We start from the raw sequence: 14,924 nt of genomic DNA on the forward strand, positions 1-14,924 counted from the left end.
CATGCGCGTAACCCAAGGCTGCTTCTCGTTCCTGCCCGATCTCACCGACGAGCAGATTTCCCGCCAGGTCCAGTATTGCCTGGAACAGGGCTGGGCGGTGAACATCGAATTCACCGATGACCCGCATCCCCGTAACCATTTCTGGGAAATGTGGGGATTGCCGATGTTCGACCTCCGCGACGCCGCCGGCGTGATGATGGAGTTGAAAGAATGCCGCAAAGTGTATGGCGACCGCTATATCCGCCTGTCGGCATTCGATTCCAGTCACGGCTGGGAATCGGTGCGGCTGTCCTTCATCGTCAACCGGCCGAAGGAGGAACCTAGCTTCCGCCTGGAGCGGCGCGAAATGGCCGGCCGCAACATCCGCTACACGACCACATCATACGCCGCGGATCGTCCGGAGGGCCGGCGCTACGGTTAGGCATGCGTTCGATCCGGCGGGCGAGTTCTCCCTGAACGTGCCTGCGTCTGCCGGATGCACTGCTCCGTCGCTGCGCAAGCGGCGACGGAGTCTTTTCCGAAACAACGCGTGCAGCGCATTGAGGTTTAGCAGATGGACCTGGATACCGCCCCAATGACTGAAGCGGTCAACTTGCGCGATGAACTCGAAACCGTCGGCATTGAGGAGATCCTCTCGCAGCTCGACCGCGAACTAATCGGCTTGAAGCCGGTAAAGACGCGTATCCGCGAGATTGCGTCGCTGCTTCTGATCGAACGTATCCGCAAGCGCATGGGACTGGCGTCGGAAGCACCGACGCTGCATATGTCGTTTACGGGAAACCCCGGCACCGGAAAGACGACGGTGGCGCTGCGGATCGCCAGCATCCTGCACCGGCTGGGTTTCGTACGCCGCGGCCAGGTGGTGTCGGTCACGCGCGACGAACTGGTCGGGCAATATATCGGTCACACCGCGCCGAAGACCAAGGAAATCCTGAAGAAGGCGATGGGCGGCGTGCTGTTCATCGACGAGGCCTATTATCTGCACCGGCCCGACAACGAGCGCGACTACGGCCAGGAGGCGATCGAGATCCTGCTGCAGGTGATGGAATCGCAGCGCGAGGACCTGGTCGTGATCCTCGCCGGCTACGGCGACCGCATGGACAAGTTTTTCGCCAGCAATCCCGGCTTCCGCTCGCGGATCGCGCACCACATCGACTTTCCGGATTATGCCGACGATGAGCTGCTCGCCATCGCAGAACTGATGCTGCGTGACATGAACTACGGATTCACGCCGGATGCGCGAGCGGAGTTTGTTCGTTATATCGCATTGCGCAAGAACCAGCCGCTGTTCTCCAACGCACGCTCGATCCGCAACGCGCTGGATCGCCTGCGGTTGCGCCAGGCCAACCGCCTCGTCGCCGATCTCGATCATGTCCTGACAGCGGACGATATCAGGTCGATCGAGGCGTCGGACGTGCTGGCGAGCCGCGTGTTCGGGAAGGGCGGAAAATCCGCCGAAGCGGGTTAGAGCCCACCTTCTCCGGGTGTCGGGATAGACGGACACGATCGGTTGGAGCTAACGCTGTAACGCCGTTTCAGGGATCGCCCTGCGAACCACTTCGCGCATCGCAAAGCTCGAATGGATGCGCGCGACGCCGGGCATCCGCGACAGATGCTGCTTGTGGATCCGCTCGAAGTCCGCGATGTCACGCGCGATCACCTGCAGATGATAGTCATCGCTGCCCGACATCAGGTGGCAGGACACCACGTCGGGACAACGGGCGATCGCTGCTTCGAACGCGGCGAGATATTCCTCGCTCTGTTTCTCCAGCGTAATGGTGACGACAACCGTCGTGACGAGCCCGAGGGCGGTCGGTTCGAGGTCGGCCCGATAGCCGCGAATGATGCCGGTTTCCTCGAGCTGACGAATGCGACGCGCGCAGGCGGTCGGCGACAGCCCGACCTTTTCGGCGAGCTCGATCTGGCTCGCCCTCGCATCGGAGAGCAACTCAGCCAGAATCCGAAGATCAATGCGATCTAGCTCGATCACGCCACTATTCTCTAATATTTAGTGTTCATGCGCAGAATATATGCGTAAACTTCTCCCGGCAAGCCGCAATTCGCAGAGAAGCGTTGCGCGTTCAAGCGTAGTTTCCTGGCGTCGGACAGCAGCTTCCAATGCAGGAGCAAGGCGATGCGGATCGGTGTGCCCAGGGAAATCAAGGTCGAGGAATATCGCGTTGGTTTGACGCCGGCTTCGGTGCGGGAATATGTGGCGCATGGACACGACGTGATCGTCGAGCAGGGCGCCGGGCTCGGCATTGGCGCCAGCGATGATATCTACCGCTCGGCCGGCGCAGCGATTGTGGACACGGCAGCCGAGATCTTCGCGACCGCCGACATGGTGGTCAAGGTCAAGGAACCGCAGCCGGCGGAATGGCGCCAGCTTCGCGAGAACCAGATCCTCTTCACCTATCTGCACCTGGCGCCGGACACCGCGCAGACCAAGGGGCTTCTCGCATCTGGCTGCACCGCGATTGCCTACGAGACGGTGACGGACGCCCATGGCGGGCTCCCGCTGCTGGCGCCGATGAGCGAGGTGGCGGGACGGCTGGCGATCGAGGCGGCGGGCGCCGCCTTGCGAAAATCGGCGGACGGTATGGGCAAGCTGATCGGCGGCGTGCCCGGCGTCGCTCCGAGCAGGATTGCCGTGATCGGCGGCGGCGTGGTCGGCACCCATGCCGCCAGGATGGCGGCCGGTCTTGGCGCCGATATCGTCATCCTTGACCGCTCGCTACCGCGGCTTCGTATCCTGGACGAGATGTTCCTTGGTCGGGTTCGCACGCGCTACGCGACGCTGGAAGCGATCGAGGAGGAGATCATCGGCGCTGACGTCGTCATTGGCGCGGTGCTGGTGCCGGGCGCCAGCGCGCCGAAACTCGTCTCCCGCGCGCATCTCGCCCGCATGAAGCGCCGCGCTGTGCTGGTAGATGTCGCGATCGACCAGGGAGGCTGCTTCGAGACGTCGCGGCCGACGACCCATCAGGCGCCGACCTATCTCGTCGACGAGATCGTGCATTATTGCGTCGCCAATATGCCCGGCGCCGTTCCGGTGACGTCGAGCCACGCGCTCAACAATGCCACGCTGCCGTTCGGCCTTGCGCTGGCCGGCAAGGGCATCCGCGCGCTGATCGAAGATCCGCATCTACGCGCCGGGCTCAATGTGCACCGCGGGCAGATCACCAACCGCGCAGTCGCCGACAGCCAGAATTTGCCCGCGGCGGCGCCCGAGAAAGTTCTGGCGGCGTGAAGCCCGCCGGCTGACAGGCGAGAGCAGGGCCGTGTGAAGCCTCAGGCAGCGGCTTCTGCGGCGGCATATCGTCAGCGCTCGTAGCTTGCGGGGTCCGGGCTATCCGATGGATGCGCGTATGCGTTGCGCAGCACCGCCGTCATCGGAGTCTTGAAATTGAGCCCGTTGGGCGGGACCGGCGATTCGAACCACTTTTTGTAAATCGTCTCGATCCCCGGGCTTCGGTAAAGTTCCGCGGTCGCACGATCTGCCACGGCCTTGAAAGCTGCATCATCCTTGCGCAGCATGATCCCGTAGGGTTCGGCCTTGGAGAAGGCTTCTTCGCTGATAATGTAGGCGGACGGGTCCTTCGATCTTGCGATAGCGACGGCGAGTTGCACGTCATCGAGAACGTAGGCGGCGGCGCGGCCGGTCTCCAGCATGAGAAATGCTTCCGCCTGATCCTTTGCGGCCAGCGGCGAGATGCCGAGATTACGTGCGGCATTCACCTGATTGAGCTGTACCATGTTGGTCGAGCCCGCCACCGCGACAACAGGTTTGCCTTTGAGGTGGTCGATCGCGGTGATGTTGTCGGATTTTCGCGCGGCAAACCGGGTTGCGGACAGAAAATGTGAATTCGTGAACGCCACCTGGCGCTGCCTCTCCGCATTGTTGGTGGTGGCGGAACAGACGAGATCGACGGTGCCGTTCATCATGAGTGGAATGCGGTTGGACGACGTGACGGGACTCGTCTCGACGTCAAGGCTGGAAAGCTTCAATTCGCGTTTCACCGCGTCCACGATTTTCATGCAGATATCGACGGCGTATCCAATCGCCTTCTGATTCCCGTCGAGATAGCTGAAGGGCACCGAAGCTTCCTGGAAGCCGAGTACGATCCTGTTCGTCTCCTTGACTTTCTGCAGCGTCCCGGTCAGCTCGCTTGCGTGCGCAGGGACGGTGATCAGGACAACGGCGAGCATGGTCAATGGCAGGCGCATTATGGTGGACCTCATAGAGCCGTGAGCGGCGACCGAACGGATGGTCGATAGCGGGCGACCGTAGTCGATCAGCCATCATTGCTGAATTAGTGACTGTGAAAACCGGCTATATCAAAGTTGTATTGCCGACGGGCGCTGCAGCTTAGCCGGATTTAGCCTGGAGCGGGATGGGTTGGAGTCGAATCGATTAGCCGTTAGCGCGAAGCACTAACGATCTCGTGTCCGGGACGCAGTGCAGGTACTCTTCGGCGGTACACCGCAGGGCCCCGACACAAAATCGCCAAAACAACCCCATGCAAAGTACAATGGGCCGCGGCTCGCAGGGGCAACGCATCCAGGATACGTTGGCGACCCACAATAATGCAGGTGTCGAGAACAACGTGTCGCGGGGCGGCCTCGTCTGGATGTTCGCCGTCCAAGAAGTGATTGGCAGGCATTGCGCCTGCTACCCAGTACCAGAGATGAAAAAAGGGCGGCCAACGAATGTTCGCCGCCCCTTTTATTGCTCCTGGCTACGCGTGCTGGAGCTACTTGCCTTTGGTATCGACCTTCTGTTTCTCGTCCTCGTTCATTTTCTTTACCACGGGATCGCGACTGGCTTCGCCGGTGGTCTGGGTTGTCGTGGCCGGCGGGCTTTCGTTTGGCAGGGAGGTTTGCCCGGGCGGTGTCGTGGCCGGCCGCGTTGCGGTCGCGCTCGGCGGCGACGTCGTTTGAGCGGTCGCCGCCTGCGTATTCAATAGAAGCACGCTCGACAGTAGCGACACCGCGAGCGCCGTTGAGTTGGGTTTCATCGATCTGAACTCCTCTCAGATCAAGGAAACGGCCCGTCCGGTCTAACGTTCCCTTTACGCCTCCAATTGCTTGCCGATCGGCAGTGCGCGGATGCGCTTGCCGGTCGCGGCGAAGATCGCGTTGATCAGCGCCGGCGCAAAGGGCGGCACGCCCGGCTCGCCAACGCCGCTGGGCGGCGTGTCGGGGCCGGGAGGTACGATGTAGACGTTCGTGACGGCCGGGGACTCGTCGATCCGGAGCAATGGACTATCGTCGAAATTGCCCTGTTGCACCTTGCCATCCTTGAAGGTAACCGCGCCGTGTTTGGCGAGGCTCAGGCCCATGATCGCGGCGCCCTCGATCTGCGACTGGATGCGCTCCGGATTGACGTAGGTTCCGCAATCGATGGCGGTATCGACTCGGGGGACGGTGAGCTTGCCCTTGTCGTCAACGGCTACCTCGACGATCGTCGCGATATAGCTGACGAAGCTGCGATGCGCGGCAATGCCGAGCCCGTGTCCCTTGGGGATGGACCGGCCCCAGCCGCCTTTCTCCGCGACCAGCTCGACGACCTTGCGCAGACGCGCGGTATCGATCGGATAGCTGTCATAGGGCTCGCCATAGTTCCAGAGGTCTTTCACGGAATCGAGCTTGACGATCCGCGGAGATCCGATCAACTCCAGCAGCATATCCTTTGGATCGCGTTTAGTCGCCTGTGCGAGTTCAGCGACCATGGACTGCACCGCAAAGGCCCGCGGGATATTCGATACCGAGCGGAACCAGCCGATGCGTGTACGCGCGGCCGCTTCCGGATTCTCGCACTGGACATTGGCGATCTCAAAGGGCATGTCGACCAGCCCCATGCCGAGTTCGAACGGCGCCTGATGCAGTGCACCAGCGGCAAAGGTCGAGGCGATGCTCGGCGCAACGCTGCGATGCCGCCAGGCCGTCACCTTGCCGCTCTTGTCGAGGCCGGCCTCGATGCGTTCCACCGAGACGGTGTGCAGGAAGCCGTTGCGAATGTCGTCTTCCCGAGTCCATTGCACCTTTACGGGAGCGCCGAGTTCCTTTGAAAGCAGAGCGGCTTCGATGGCGAAATCGCACTTCGACTTGCGCCCGAAGCCGCCGCCGAGCAGGGTGACGTTGACGGTGACATTCTCCTGGGGAATGCCAAGCGTTTTAGCGACGTCCTCGCGCGTTCCGCCCGCGCTTTGCACCGGTCCCCAGATCTCCGCCTTGTCGCCCTTGACGTCCGCGACTGCAACCGGCGGCTCCATGGCGACATGGGCGAGATGCGGCAGATAGTATTCACCCACGATCACCTTGTCGGCGCCCTTCAAGGCGGCTTCTACGTCGCCCTCCTTGCGTACCACGAGGCCGGGCTTCCGCGCGGCTGCCTCCAGTTCGGCCCGGTAGGCGACCGACTCGTATTTGCCATTGGCGCCATCGTCCCAGACGATCTTCAGGGCGTCGCGGCCCTTGATCGCCGCGCCGGTGTTGCGCGCGATCACCGCAACGCCGCCGAGCGGCTGGAATTTTGAAGGCCACGGCCAGCCCTTGACTTCCATGACCTTCTCGACGCCGGAAACTTTCATCGCCGCCGCCCCGTCAAACGACGCGACCTTGCCCCCGGTCACCGGCGGCCGGGCAATGACGGCGTATTTCATGCCGGGCAGGCGGACGTCGGCGCCGTAGCGCGCGGTGCCTACCGTGATGTCGCGCAGATCGACCATGCTGATCTGGCCTTTGCCCAGATAGCGGAAATCCTTTGGGTCTTTCAGCCTCAGGCCTTCGACACTCGGCACCGATTGCTTGGCGGCATCGGCTGCCAGGTCGCCAAAGCCAATGCGGCGTCCGCTCGCGCTGTGGACGACCTCGTGATTGACCGCCTTCACTTCGGTCGCCGGCACACCCCAGCGTTTCGCCGCTGCGCCTTCGAGCATCGTGCGGGCCGAAGCGCCGATCTGGCGCATCGGTATCAGGTAGTGACGCGTGCTGCGCGATCCGTCGGTATCCTGGTTGCCGAATTTGACCTCGTCGCCATGCGCCTGCTGGATGCGAACGCGCGACCAGTCCGCCTCCATCTCTTCGGCAACGATCATCGGCAGGCTGGTGCGGACGCCGGTTCCCATCTCGGCGCGGTGCGCGACGATCGTGACAATGCCGTCCGGTGCGATCGCGACGAACACGCGCGGGTCCACCACGGTACCGTGCGGCATCTCGCCCGCACCGGTCTTGTACGCGGCAAAGCCGGGGCGTGACATCACGGGGGCGGCCAAAACGAAGCCACCGGCCAGCCCGAGGCCCTTCAGGATGCTGCGGCGTGAAACGTTGTCGACTTTGACGTATCGCTCAAAGCCACGGAGTTTTTTGGGATTGGTTGACATGTTCATGGTCAGACCCCCGTCGAAGCGAGGTGAACCGCGTTTTCGATGCGCTGATAGCAGCCACAGCGGCAGATATTGCCCGCCATCGCCTCGCGTATCTGATCGTGGTTGGGTTTTGGATTTTCCAACAGCAGCGCGGCCGCCTGCATGATCTGGCCGACCTGGCAAAAGCCGCATTGCGGGACGTTGAGCTGGCGCCAGGCCTTCTGAACCGCGTGATCCCCGGTGGGGTGAAGACCTTCGATCGTCGTGACCTCCCGATCGACCACGTCGGATACCGATGTGATGCAAGCGCGTATCGCCTGCTTGTCGACGATCACGGTGCAGGCGCCGCAAAGCGCCTGGCCGCAGCCATATTTCGTACCCGTCAATCCGGCTTCATCCCGGAGAAACCAGAGGAGTGGAAGATCGGGATCGCCATCCCAGTTCTTTTGCTGGCCGTTAATCTTCAAAGTAATCATGATAGATCCTCGCTCTTCGTAAGCTGCTGATGGTAGCTCCGACGTGAGCGAAAACGTTACGGCTCACCGCTCAACGCCGTGGCTTCGAAATTCCTGGCTGTCTCGTCTGGCTGGGATTTCTTTGAGCCATCCTCCTGATCATTATTATTTGGCTGTTGTTCAGTAGGCCGCGGTTGGCGGATCGGCCGCCACAAGGCGTTCTACATTTGCGTCCGCATGTTTGTCGAAAGCGGGGCACCGGCAAAGAATTGCATTTGGTCAGTAACGCTGACGCAGCGGCTACAAGCAAAAGAAATTGTCGTCAAACCTGAACGTCGTTGTCATGACGAGACGCAGGATCGTTCAACTCGCCCGGCGCAGCATGAGCTTTCACGATTTGCACGCAACGGCCACCGACGTTCACCGACGCTTCGCACCGACTCTGCAATTCTCGATCTTGGCCGCATGCGCGATAACGCACCGCACATAACCGAAGGCTGAGCTGTTCTGCGAAATACGCATGAGGCGACAAGCTGCAGTGATGATCGCATGAAATGCGATGGAGGCTTACTATTGCTGGCTTTTCCCTGAATCGCCGATGCAACTGGTAGGGGAATTGCGCAAAAGACAAATTTGTTCGTCGCCTTTCTTTTGACCGACTCCCTCCTTCAGTTTGTGTCATGTGCAAATCCGATCAGCCCACAACGTCGATCACAAGCACAGACGCGGAGCTCGCGACAGCGATGTGTCAGGATCCGACGCGGCGCGCACTCATTCTGACCGCTCTCGCTACCGGCGCTTGCCTGGCGTCGGCCAGGTCCTCCATCGCCGAGGAAGATGCGCCAGGCAGTAACGAGCGGCCTCAGAGAGCCGACGTTCTGGTTTTCGCCGAAGGGGACCGCGCGGGCGAAGTGATCAAGCCGCAGGATCTGAAAGCCGGTGGACCGCCGGTGCGGGCCTGGCCAAAGGATCCCAACACATCCGTTGTCCGCAAGGGCTCGCGCCTGAACGAGGTGCTCGTCGTCAAACTGGACCCGGCCGAGCTGGATGAAGATACGCGCTCGCGTGCGGCCGGCGGCGTCGTGGCCTATTCGGCAATCTGCGTCCACACGGGCTGTCCGATCACCGCATGGGTGAAAGCTGCATCCAGCGACAAGGATGTGTTCAAATGCGTCTGCCACAATTCGGAATTTGATCCCAGGCAAAGCGCGCAAGTTGTGTTCGGACCGGCGCCCCGGCGTCTGCCGGCGCTTCCGTTGGTGGCGGACGACGGCCCACTGACAGTGGCCGCAACATTTATTGGAAAGGTAGGTGCGCAGCAGGCCAGATGACGGCGGCCCGCCGTCGATCCACGACAAGGAAAAACAGAATTCGTGAGATGAAAACAAAGGGGAGGTTGCGCTATGGCCTTGAAGCAATGGCTTTTGTCGGGTTTGCTCGCGTCCACATGCCTCGTTTCGATTGCCGCCGCCGGCCCGATCGAAAACTACAGCCCGGTGACTGCCGATCGACTCAAGAATCCCGAACCCGGCAACTGGATGCATTATCGTCGGACCTATGACGGCCAAGGATACAGCACGCTCGATCAGATCAATACCTCCAACGTGAAAAACCTAGTTCCGGTGTGGACGTTCTCGACCGGTGTGGTCGAAGGACACCAGGCCCCGCCGATCATCAACAATGGCGTGATGTTCGTCTCAACGCCGGAAGGGCAGGTGATCGCACTCAACGCCAAGACCGGCGACGAGTATTGGCGATACAAGCGCCAGCTTCCCGAAGACCTCTTTCAATTGCACCCGACCAACCGCGGCGTAGGATTGTGGCAGGACAAGCTGTACCTCGCCACGACGGACGATCATCTGGTCGCGCTCGATGCCAAGACCGGCAAAGTGGTCTGGGATACCAAGGTTCAGGACTACAAGAAGGGGCAGTATTTGACCCTGATGCCGCTGGTTGTCGACGGCAAGGTGATCGTCGGCGGTTCCGGCGGCGAATTCGGCATCCGCGGTTATATCGTTGCCTACGATGCCGACACGGGCAAGGAGCTGTGGCGAACCTTCACCATTCCCGGCCCGGGCGAGCCGGGTCATGAAACGTGGAGCGGCGACGACTGGAAAACGGGGGGCGCGCCTGCCTGGATGACAGGCACCTACGATGTGGACACCAGAACGGTCTACTGGGGCACCGGCAACGCCGCGCCCTGGCCGGGCGAAACCCACCCCGGCGACAATCTCTACTCGACATCGGTGCTCGCTCTCGATCCCGACAGCGGGAAGATGAAATCGTACTTCCAGTACCATCAAAACGATTCCTGGGACTGGGACGAGGTCGACGCCCCCATGCTGATCGACCTGCAAAGGGACGGCCGCACCATCAAGAGTCTGATCCATCCGGGACGCAACGCGATCTTCTGGGTGCTCGAGCGCAAGCCGGAGGGCATCAAATACGTCGCCGGCTGGCCTTTCGTTTATACCAACGTCTGGAAGAGTATCGATCCGAACGGCAAGCCGATTGCCGATTCCGCCCACAAGCCGGGAATCGGCAAGCGGGTTGAATTCTGTCCGTCCCTGTGGGGCGGCAAGGATTGGCCGTCGGCGGCATATAGTCAGAATACCAAATTGGTCTACGTTCCCGCCAACGAGAATTTCTGCGGCGGCTTTTCCGGCGAAAAAGTGCCGCTCGTTCCCGGCAAGCTTTGGCTCGGCACCAAGGCCGAAGATATCGGCTTGACGCCCCGTCCGGGCGCTACCCACTTTGGTGAACTGCAGGCGTGGGATCCGGCCACGGGCAAGAAGGTCTGGTCGCATAATTTCCCGAAGTCACAACTGTTCGGTTCGGTGACCGCTACCGCCGGCGACCTCATCTTTGTCGGTGGGACCAACGACCGGATGTTCCGCGCCTTCCATGCCAAGACCGGTGAACTGCTTTGGGAGCAAAAGACCAACTCCGGGATCGTGGGCATGCCGATCGCCTATGAGGTGGACGGCACGCAGTACATCGCCGTCCAGTCGGGCTGGGGCGTAGACGCACAGCGCATCCAAGACGCATTGGTGGGCAAGGTGCCTGGCCTGGAGAACAACGTGCCGCAGGGCGGCGTCGTTTGGGTGTTCGCCGTCAAGAAATGACTGCGAGAAAGATCCGGCGCCTGGCCGCCGCACAGGAAGTGGCCAGGCGCCGCTGCGCGTCACGTTTCATGACGTCCTTTGCCGACCTTGCATGCACGGTTTCGTCAAGCTTGCTGTCCCGCGGCTTCGAGGATGAGCCGCGTGATTTCCTCGGGCTGTGAAATCAGAGAGAGATGACTGGCCTTCACCTCGATGGTCTTGGCTCCCATCCGCTTGGCCATGAAGCGCTCAAGGTCGGGATTAATGGTGCGATCTTCCGTTGAGACGGCGTAGTAACTCGGCTTCGTTCGCCATGCCGCGTGCGCAGTCTTGCCGGTAAGCAGGGCCTTATGGAACGGCTGCTGCACCGCGTAAAGAACCTTTGCCTTTGCTGCGGGCAGGTCGCCCGCGAAATCACGCAAGAAGGCTTCTTCGGAAAGACGTCCTTCATCGCCGTCGAACACGATCCCCGCGCTCGCTGGCGGCGTCGGGAATGTCTTGGCCAAAGCGGTATAATCCTCACCGGCATCCGGCGCGCGCGCCGCCACATAGACCAGCGCAGAAACATTCGGATGCACGCCGGCTTCCGTGACGATCATGCCGGAAAACGAATGGCCAACCAGAACCGTCGGGCCATCCTGGCGCGCCAGCACGCGCTCGGCCGAAGCGACCGCTTCGGGCAGCGTAGTCAACGGGTTTTGCACGGAAGTGGCATTGAGGCCCGCTGCCTGTAATCGCGCAATCACTTCGGTCCAGCACGATCCGTCGGCGAACAGTCCGTGCACGAGCACGACATTGCGTGCCTTTACCGGAGTTGCACTTGCGGCCATGCCGCGTGTGGAGACCAGCGAAGCTGCGGCACCGGCAAGCAAGGCGGTCGAAAAGGCGCGTCGGCTTATCATGATGTCTACTCCTTCATTTGGGGTGTCACTGGAAGTACGACTTGGTAGGGGTCATCGTTACGTTGTCTCAAGCAGAGCAGCCCCGCAGCTCCGTATCTGCAAGCAGCGTATCGACTTTATGCGAACGCACGATGGCATCGCCACGGACGAAGTGTTCGTGGTTGTCCTCGATGCTGTCATGGTCGTAGAGATAATTGACCATGATGCCGAAGGACTCCGCGATAGCACGCGGCGCGGTGTCGCCGAGCCAGTTGATTCGCTCGAGCCGCGCGCCGTTGCCGAGATGAAAACGCGCCACCGGATCGATGCGGCTTCCGGGCACGGATGGCCGCGTCAGATAGTGCGCGCAAAGCCGCATCAAGCCGGGGCGCAGTTTTGCGCTCCGCGCCGGGTCATGCCACCAGCCGTCGGTCTCGGCTTCCGGCAACAGGTCTGCGCCGCGGTTGCGACCATCCGCGGTCGGCTGGGCGAGCCAGCGCCGAAAACCCGGCACCGGCGACAGCGTGGAGAAGCGCTTCAATCCAGGAAACTCAGCCTGCAGCTCCTCGACCACCTGTTTGATCAGGAAATTGCCGAAGGAGACGCCGCGCAGGCCGTCCTGGCAGTTGGAGATCGAGTAGAAGATCGCGGTGTCGGCGCGCTCGGCCTGTGCACGCCGGACATTTTCGTCGGTGTCGTGCGACAACAGCGGCTGCACGGCGGTGGCCAGTCCCTCCACCAGCGCGACCTCGACGAAGATCAAGGGCTCGTCGGGCAGCACGGGATGGAAGAAGGCGAAGCAGCGGCGGTCGGGCGCAAGGCGGCGCCGCAGATCGTCCCAACCCTTGATCTCGTGTACCGCCTCGTAAGCGATCAGCTTCTCCAGCACCGCGGCCGGCGACTGCCAGTCGATGCGCCGCAGTTCGAGAAAGCCGCGGTTGAACCAGGAGGCGAACAAATGCCTGAGGTCGGCGTCGAGCAGTCTTAGTTCGGGCTCGGCGCGCAGGCGCGGCGTGATTTCGCTGCGCATCGCGATCAGTGCGCTGGTGCCCCCGGGCGCCATGTTCATTCGCCGCAGCAATTCCTGCCGAGGCGGATCGACGGCCTCGGCGAGGGCGGCCGCGGCTTCCGCCGTGCTGTCGGCGAGATAGTGCTCCGCTGCCGCGCGCAGCGCCGCTCTGTCGGGCTGAAAATCCGTCGCGAGATAGCGCTGGAAGCCGTGCCGATCGTCAGGGTCGAGCGCGCGCAGGACCTCATGCAGTTGGCGCGCGACCAGTGCGCCGGACGCTTCGCCGCGCTCCGACAGCAGTGTCGCTGCAAGTTGCTTCGCGCGGTCGAGCAGTGCCGGTCTGACGTTGGACAGGTCACTTGGGATTTGACTGGCTGGGGTCATCGGTGCCTCCATTTCAAGCAGCAGCACCGACGGTTCGGCGGAATTTTGCCGGCGGCATGTAAAGCCCACGCGAGGCCGTCACCAGTTCGTCGATTGTCTTGGCAGCGAGCCAGTCGCGCGTCGCTGTTCCGTCGTCGATGCCGAGGTCGGAGGGGAACATCACGATGCCGCGGCGGCGCAGGTTATCGGTTGCTTCAGGCGACCGTTGCCTGCCGAAATCGGTGTCGCCTGCAACGGCGCGCAAGGCGGCTTCGCGTTCTTGCGGTGACCGGCATCGCAACAGGTTGGCTACGCCCCGTTCGGTGATGACGTGGCTGACGTCGTCGCCATGGATCATCACCGGCGGCAGCGCGAAGCCCGCGGAAACTGCGAGGTCGAACGCGTCCAGCCGTTCGACAAAGCTCGGTGCGCCGTTCGGCTGATGCGTCTGCACCATTTGCACCACGAGCTTGCGTCCGCGCAGGCTCTCTCCTGCTTCCTGGCCAGCGCGCAGCCAGGCAGGCGTGTCGTGGCGCCGGCCACGCGCGTCGGCGCCCATGTTCGGCGCGCCGCCGAAGCCGGTGATCCGGTCCTTGGTAGCTGTCGAGCTGTTGCCCGCTGTATCGATCTGCAACGTGCCGCCGATGAAGAGGTCACAGGCGTATTGGCCGGCGACCTGGGCGAGGGCACGGTTCGAGCGGAGATTGCCGTCGGCGCCTACCGGAAACACGTCCGTTCGATTCGAGATGTAGCGTTCCATGCCGAGTTCGGAGCCGAAGCAGTAGACGCTGTCGACGAAACCGGTTTCGATCGCGGGGATCAGGGTCGGATGCGGGTTGAGCACGAAGTGCCGGGCGACCTTGCCCTTCAATCCGCGCTGAGCGCCGAAGGTCGGCAGGATCAGTTCGATCGCCGCCGTGGCATAGCCGATGCCGTGGTTGAGACGCTGCACCTGGTAAGGCTCGTATACCGCGGCAATCGCCATCATCGCCATCAGCACGTTCTCGTTTCTGATCTTGGCAGGGTCACGTGTGAAGAGCGGATCGATCAGATAAGGATTTGGGCTCGGCACCACGAAATCGATCCAGTCGGAGGGAATGTCGACACGGGGCAGGCGATCGACGATCTCGTTCACCTGTGCCACGACAATGCCGCCGCGGAATGCCGCTGCTTCGACGATGGTGGGCGTGTCCTCTGTGTTTGGACCGGTATAAAGGTTGCCATCGCGGTCGGCCTTGTCGGCAACGACGAGCGCGACCTGGGGCGTCAGGTCCACCAGCATGCGGGCGTAGAGTTCGAGATAGGTGTGGATTGCGCCGATCCTGAGCGCTTTCGACGCGACGAGTTCGGCGAGCTTGCGGCTTTGCGGTCCGGCAAAGGCGAAGTCCAGGCGGTTTGCGACACCGCGCTCGAACACACCAAGATGTTCGGGCAGTGCGATGACCGATTGCACCATGTGCAGATCATGGATGCGTGCAGGATCGACCTTCGCCAGCGCCGCCGCAAGGAAGTCCGCCTGCTTCTGATTGTCGCCTTCGATCGCGACGCGGTCGCCGGGCTCGACGATCGCTTCCAGCAACTGCGTCGCGGCTTCCGCTGGGCAGAGTTTTCCGCGTACGCCGTTAACCGCGGCGGCTCGCGCCAGGCGCGAGGTGCGATTGTGGCGGGACGGGTCTGACATGGTGAAGCTCCTTCGCTCGCTGCTTACCTTCGAAGCGAAACGTAGGAGATTGCCATTGATT

14 protein-coding genes are annotated in these 14,924 nt (G+C 62.0%); 6 read left to right on the forward strand and 8 right to left on the reverse strand.

Annotated elements, in window-relative coordinates; translation table 11 throughout:
- Window position 1: 1 nt before the first annotated feature.
- Window positions 2-421, forward strand: a complete 420-nt coding sequence (locus tag KIP88_RS05505; RefSeq protein ID WP_214486846.1) for a ribulose bisphosphate carboxylase small subunit — start codon at window positions 2-4, stop codon at window positions 419-421.
- 153 nt (window positions 422-574) lie between these two features.
- On the forward strand, window positions 575-1,468 hold the full coding sequence (gene cbbX / locus KIP88_RS05510; protein WP_214486847.1) for a CbbX protein: 894 nt from the start codon (window positions 575-577) through the stop codon (window positions 1,466-1,468).
- Window positions 1,469-1,516: 48 nt separating this feature from the next.
- Here cbbX and KIP88_RS05515 read toward each other — a convergent pair whose 3' ends face one another.
- Window positions 1,517-1,987: an Lrp/AsnC family transcriptional regulator gene (locus KIP88_RS05515; protein WP_214487287.1), complete on the reverse strand. Its 471-nt coding sequence runs from the start codon at window positions 1,985-1,987 to the stop codon at window positions 1,517-1,519.
- 147 nt (window positions 1,988-2,134) lie between these two features.
- Between KIP88_RS05515 and ald the strand changes: the two genes are divergently transcribed.
- On the forward strand, window positions 2,135-3,250 hold the full coding sequence (gene ald, locus KIP88_RS05520) for an alanine dehydrogenase (protein ID WP_214486848.1): 1,116 nt from the start codon (window positions 2,135-2,137) through the stop codon (window positions 3,248-3,250).
- Window positions 3,251-3,321: 71 nt separating this feature from the next.
- Here the strand turns inward: ald and KIP88_RS05525 are convergent, their stop codons facing one another.
- From KIP88_RS05525 to KIP88_RS05540, 4 genes are all read right to left on the reverse strand, one after another.
- Complete coding sequence (locus tag KIP88_RS05525; RefSeq protein WP_214486849.1) at window positions 3,322-4,227, reverse strand: amino acid ABC transporter substrate-binding protein; 906 nt, start codon at window positions 4,225-4,227, stop codon at window positions 3,322-3,324.
- 527 nt (window positions 4,228-4,754) lie between these two features.
- Window positions 4,755-5,018, reverse strand: a complete 264-nt coding sequence (locus KIP88_RS05530) for a hypothetical protein (protein ID WP_214486850.1) — start codon at window positions 5,016-5,018, stop codon at window positions 4,755-4,757.
- A 54-nt stretch (window positions 5,019-5,072) separates the two neighbouring features.
- Complete coding sequence (locus KIP88_RS05535; protein ID WP_214486851.1) at window positions 5,073-7,391, reverse strand: xanthine dehydrogenase family protein molybdopterin-binding subunit; 2,319 nt, start codon at window positions 7,389-7,391, stop codon at window positions 5,073-5,075.
- 2 nt (window positions 7,392-7,393) lie between these two features.
- Entirely contained in the window at window positions 7,394-7,846 is a 453-nt protein-coding gene (locus KIP88_RS05540; RefSeq protein WP_214486852.1) for a (2Fe-2S)-binding protein, read from the reverse strand.
- Between the two features lie 216 nt (window positions 7,847-8,062).
- Between KIP88_RS05540 and KIP88_RS05545 the strand changes: the two genes are divergently transcribed.
- From KIP88_RS05545 to KIP88_RS05555, 3 genes are all read left to right on the forward strand, one after another.
- Window positions 8,063-8,326, forward strand: coding sequence for a hypothetical protein (locus KIP88_RS05545; protein ID WP_214486853.1), 264 nt, complete (start codon window positions 8,063-8,065; stop codon window positions 8,324-8,326).
- Between the two features lie 242 nt (window positions 8,327-8,568).
- Window positions 8,569-9,156, forward strand: coding sequence for a ubiquinol-cytochrome c reductase iron-sulfur subunit (locus KIP88_RS05550; protein ID WP_214486854.1), 588 nt, complete (start codon window positions 8,569-8,571; stop codon window positions 9,154-9,156).
- A 72-nt stretch (window positions 9,157-9,228) separates the two neighbouring features.
- Window positions 9,229-10,950 carry a methanol/ethanol family PQQ-dependent dehydrogenase gene (locus KIP88_RS05555; protein WP_214486855.1) on the forward strand — a complete coding sequence of 574 codons (1,722 nt, stop codon included), beginning with the start codon at window positions 9,229-9,231 and terminating at the stop codon, window positions 10,948-10,950.
- 104 nt (window positions 10,951-11,054) lie between these two features.
- Here the strand turns inward: KIP88_RS05555 and KIP88_RS05560 are convergent, their stop codons facing one another.
- The 3 genes from KIP88_RS05560 to mdcA all read right to left on the reverse strand — a co-directional run bounded on the left by KIP88_RS05560 (window position 11,055) and on the right by mdcA (window position 14,863).
- Complete coding sequence (locus KIP88_RS05560) at window positions 11,055-11,834, reverse strand: alpha/beta fold hydrolase (RefSeq protein WP_214487288.1); 780 nt, start codon at window positions 11,832-11,834, stop codon at window positions 11,055-11,057.
- Window positions 11,835-11,898: 64 nt separating this feature from the next.
- Complete coding sequence (locus KIP88_RS05565; RefSeq protein WP_214486856.1) at window positions 11,899-13,203, reverse strand: malonyl-CoA decarboxylase; 1,305 nt, start codon at window positions 13,201-13,203, stop codon at window positions 11,899-11,901.
- Between the two features lie 13 nt (window positions 13,204-13,216).
- Entirely contained in the window at window positions 13,217-14,863 is a 1,647-nt protein-coding gene (gene mdcA, locus KIP88_RS05570) for a malonate decarboxylase subunit alpha (RefSeq protein ID WP_214486857.1), read from the reverse strand.
- Window positions 14,864-14,924 lie beyond the last annotated feature (61 nt).

This window comes from Bradyrhizobium sp. SRL28, assembly GCF_018596315.1.
Classification (GTDB): domain Bacteria; phylum Pseudomonadota; class Alphaproteobacteria; order Rhizobiales; family Xanthobacteraceae; genus Bradyrhizobium.

Excerpts from the sequence above, each read along its gene's own strand:
- KIP88_RS05505 (WP_214486846.1), top strand. The coding sequence starts at position 2 with ATGCGCGTAACCCAAGGCTGCTTCTCGTTCCTGCCCGATCTCACCGAC.
- cbbX (WP_214486847.1), top strand. The coding sequence starts at position 575 with ATGACTGAAGCGGTCAACTTGCGCGATGAACTCGAAACCGTCGGCATT.
- ald (WP_214486848.1), top strand. The coding sequence starts at position 2,135 with ATGCGGATCGGTGTGCCCAGGGAAATCAAGGTCGAGGAATATCGCGTT.
- KIP88_RS05525 (WP_214486849.1), bottom strand. The coding sequence starts at position 4,227 with ATGCGCCTGCCATTGACCATGCTCGCCGTTGTCCTGATCACCGTCCCT.
- KIP88_RS05530 (WP_214486850.1), bottom strand. The coding sequence starts at position 5,018 with ATGAAACCCAACTCAACGGCGCTCGCGGTGTCGCTACTGTCGAGCGTG.
- KIP88_RS05535 (WP_214486851.1), bottom strand. The coding sequence starts at position 7,391 with ATGAACATGTCAACCAATCCCAAAAAACTCCGTGGCTTTGAGCGATAC.
- KIP88_RS05540 (WP_214486852.1), bottom strand. The coding sequence starts at position 7,846 with ATGATTACTTTGAAGATTAACGGCCAGCAAAAGAACTGGGATGGCGAT.
- KIP88_RS05545 (WP_214486853.1), top strand. The coding sequence starts at position 8,063 with ATGTTTGTCGAAAGCGGGGCACCGGCAAAGAATTGCATTTGGTCAGTA.
- KIP88_RS05550 (WP_214486854.1), top strand. The coding sequence starts at position 8,569 with ATGTGTCAGGATCCGACGCGGCGCGCACTCATTCTGACCGCTCTCGCT.
- KIP88_RS05555 (WP_214486855.1), top strand. The coding sequence starts at position 9,229 with ATGGCCTTGAAGCAATGGCTTTTGTCGGGTTTGCTCGCGTCCACATGC.
- KIP88_RS05565 (WP_214486856.1), bottom strand. The coding sequence starts at position 13,203 with ATGACCCCAGCCAGTCAAATCCCAAGTGACCTGTCCAACGTCAGACCG.
- mdcA (WP_214486857.1), bottom strand. The coding sequence starts at position 14,863 with ATGTCAGACCCGTCCCGCCACAATCGCACCTCGCGCCTGGCGCGAGCC.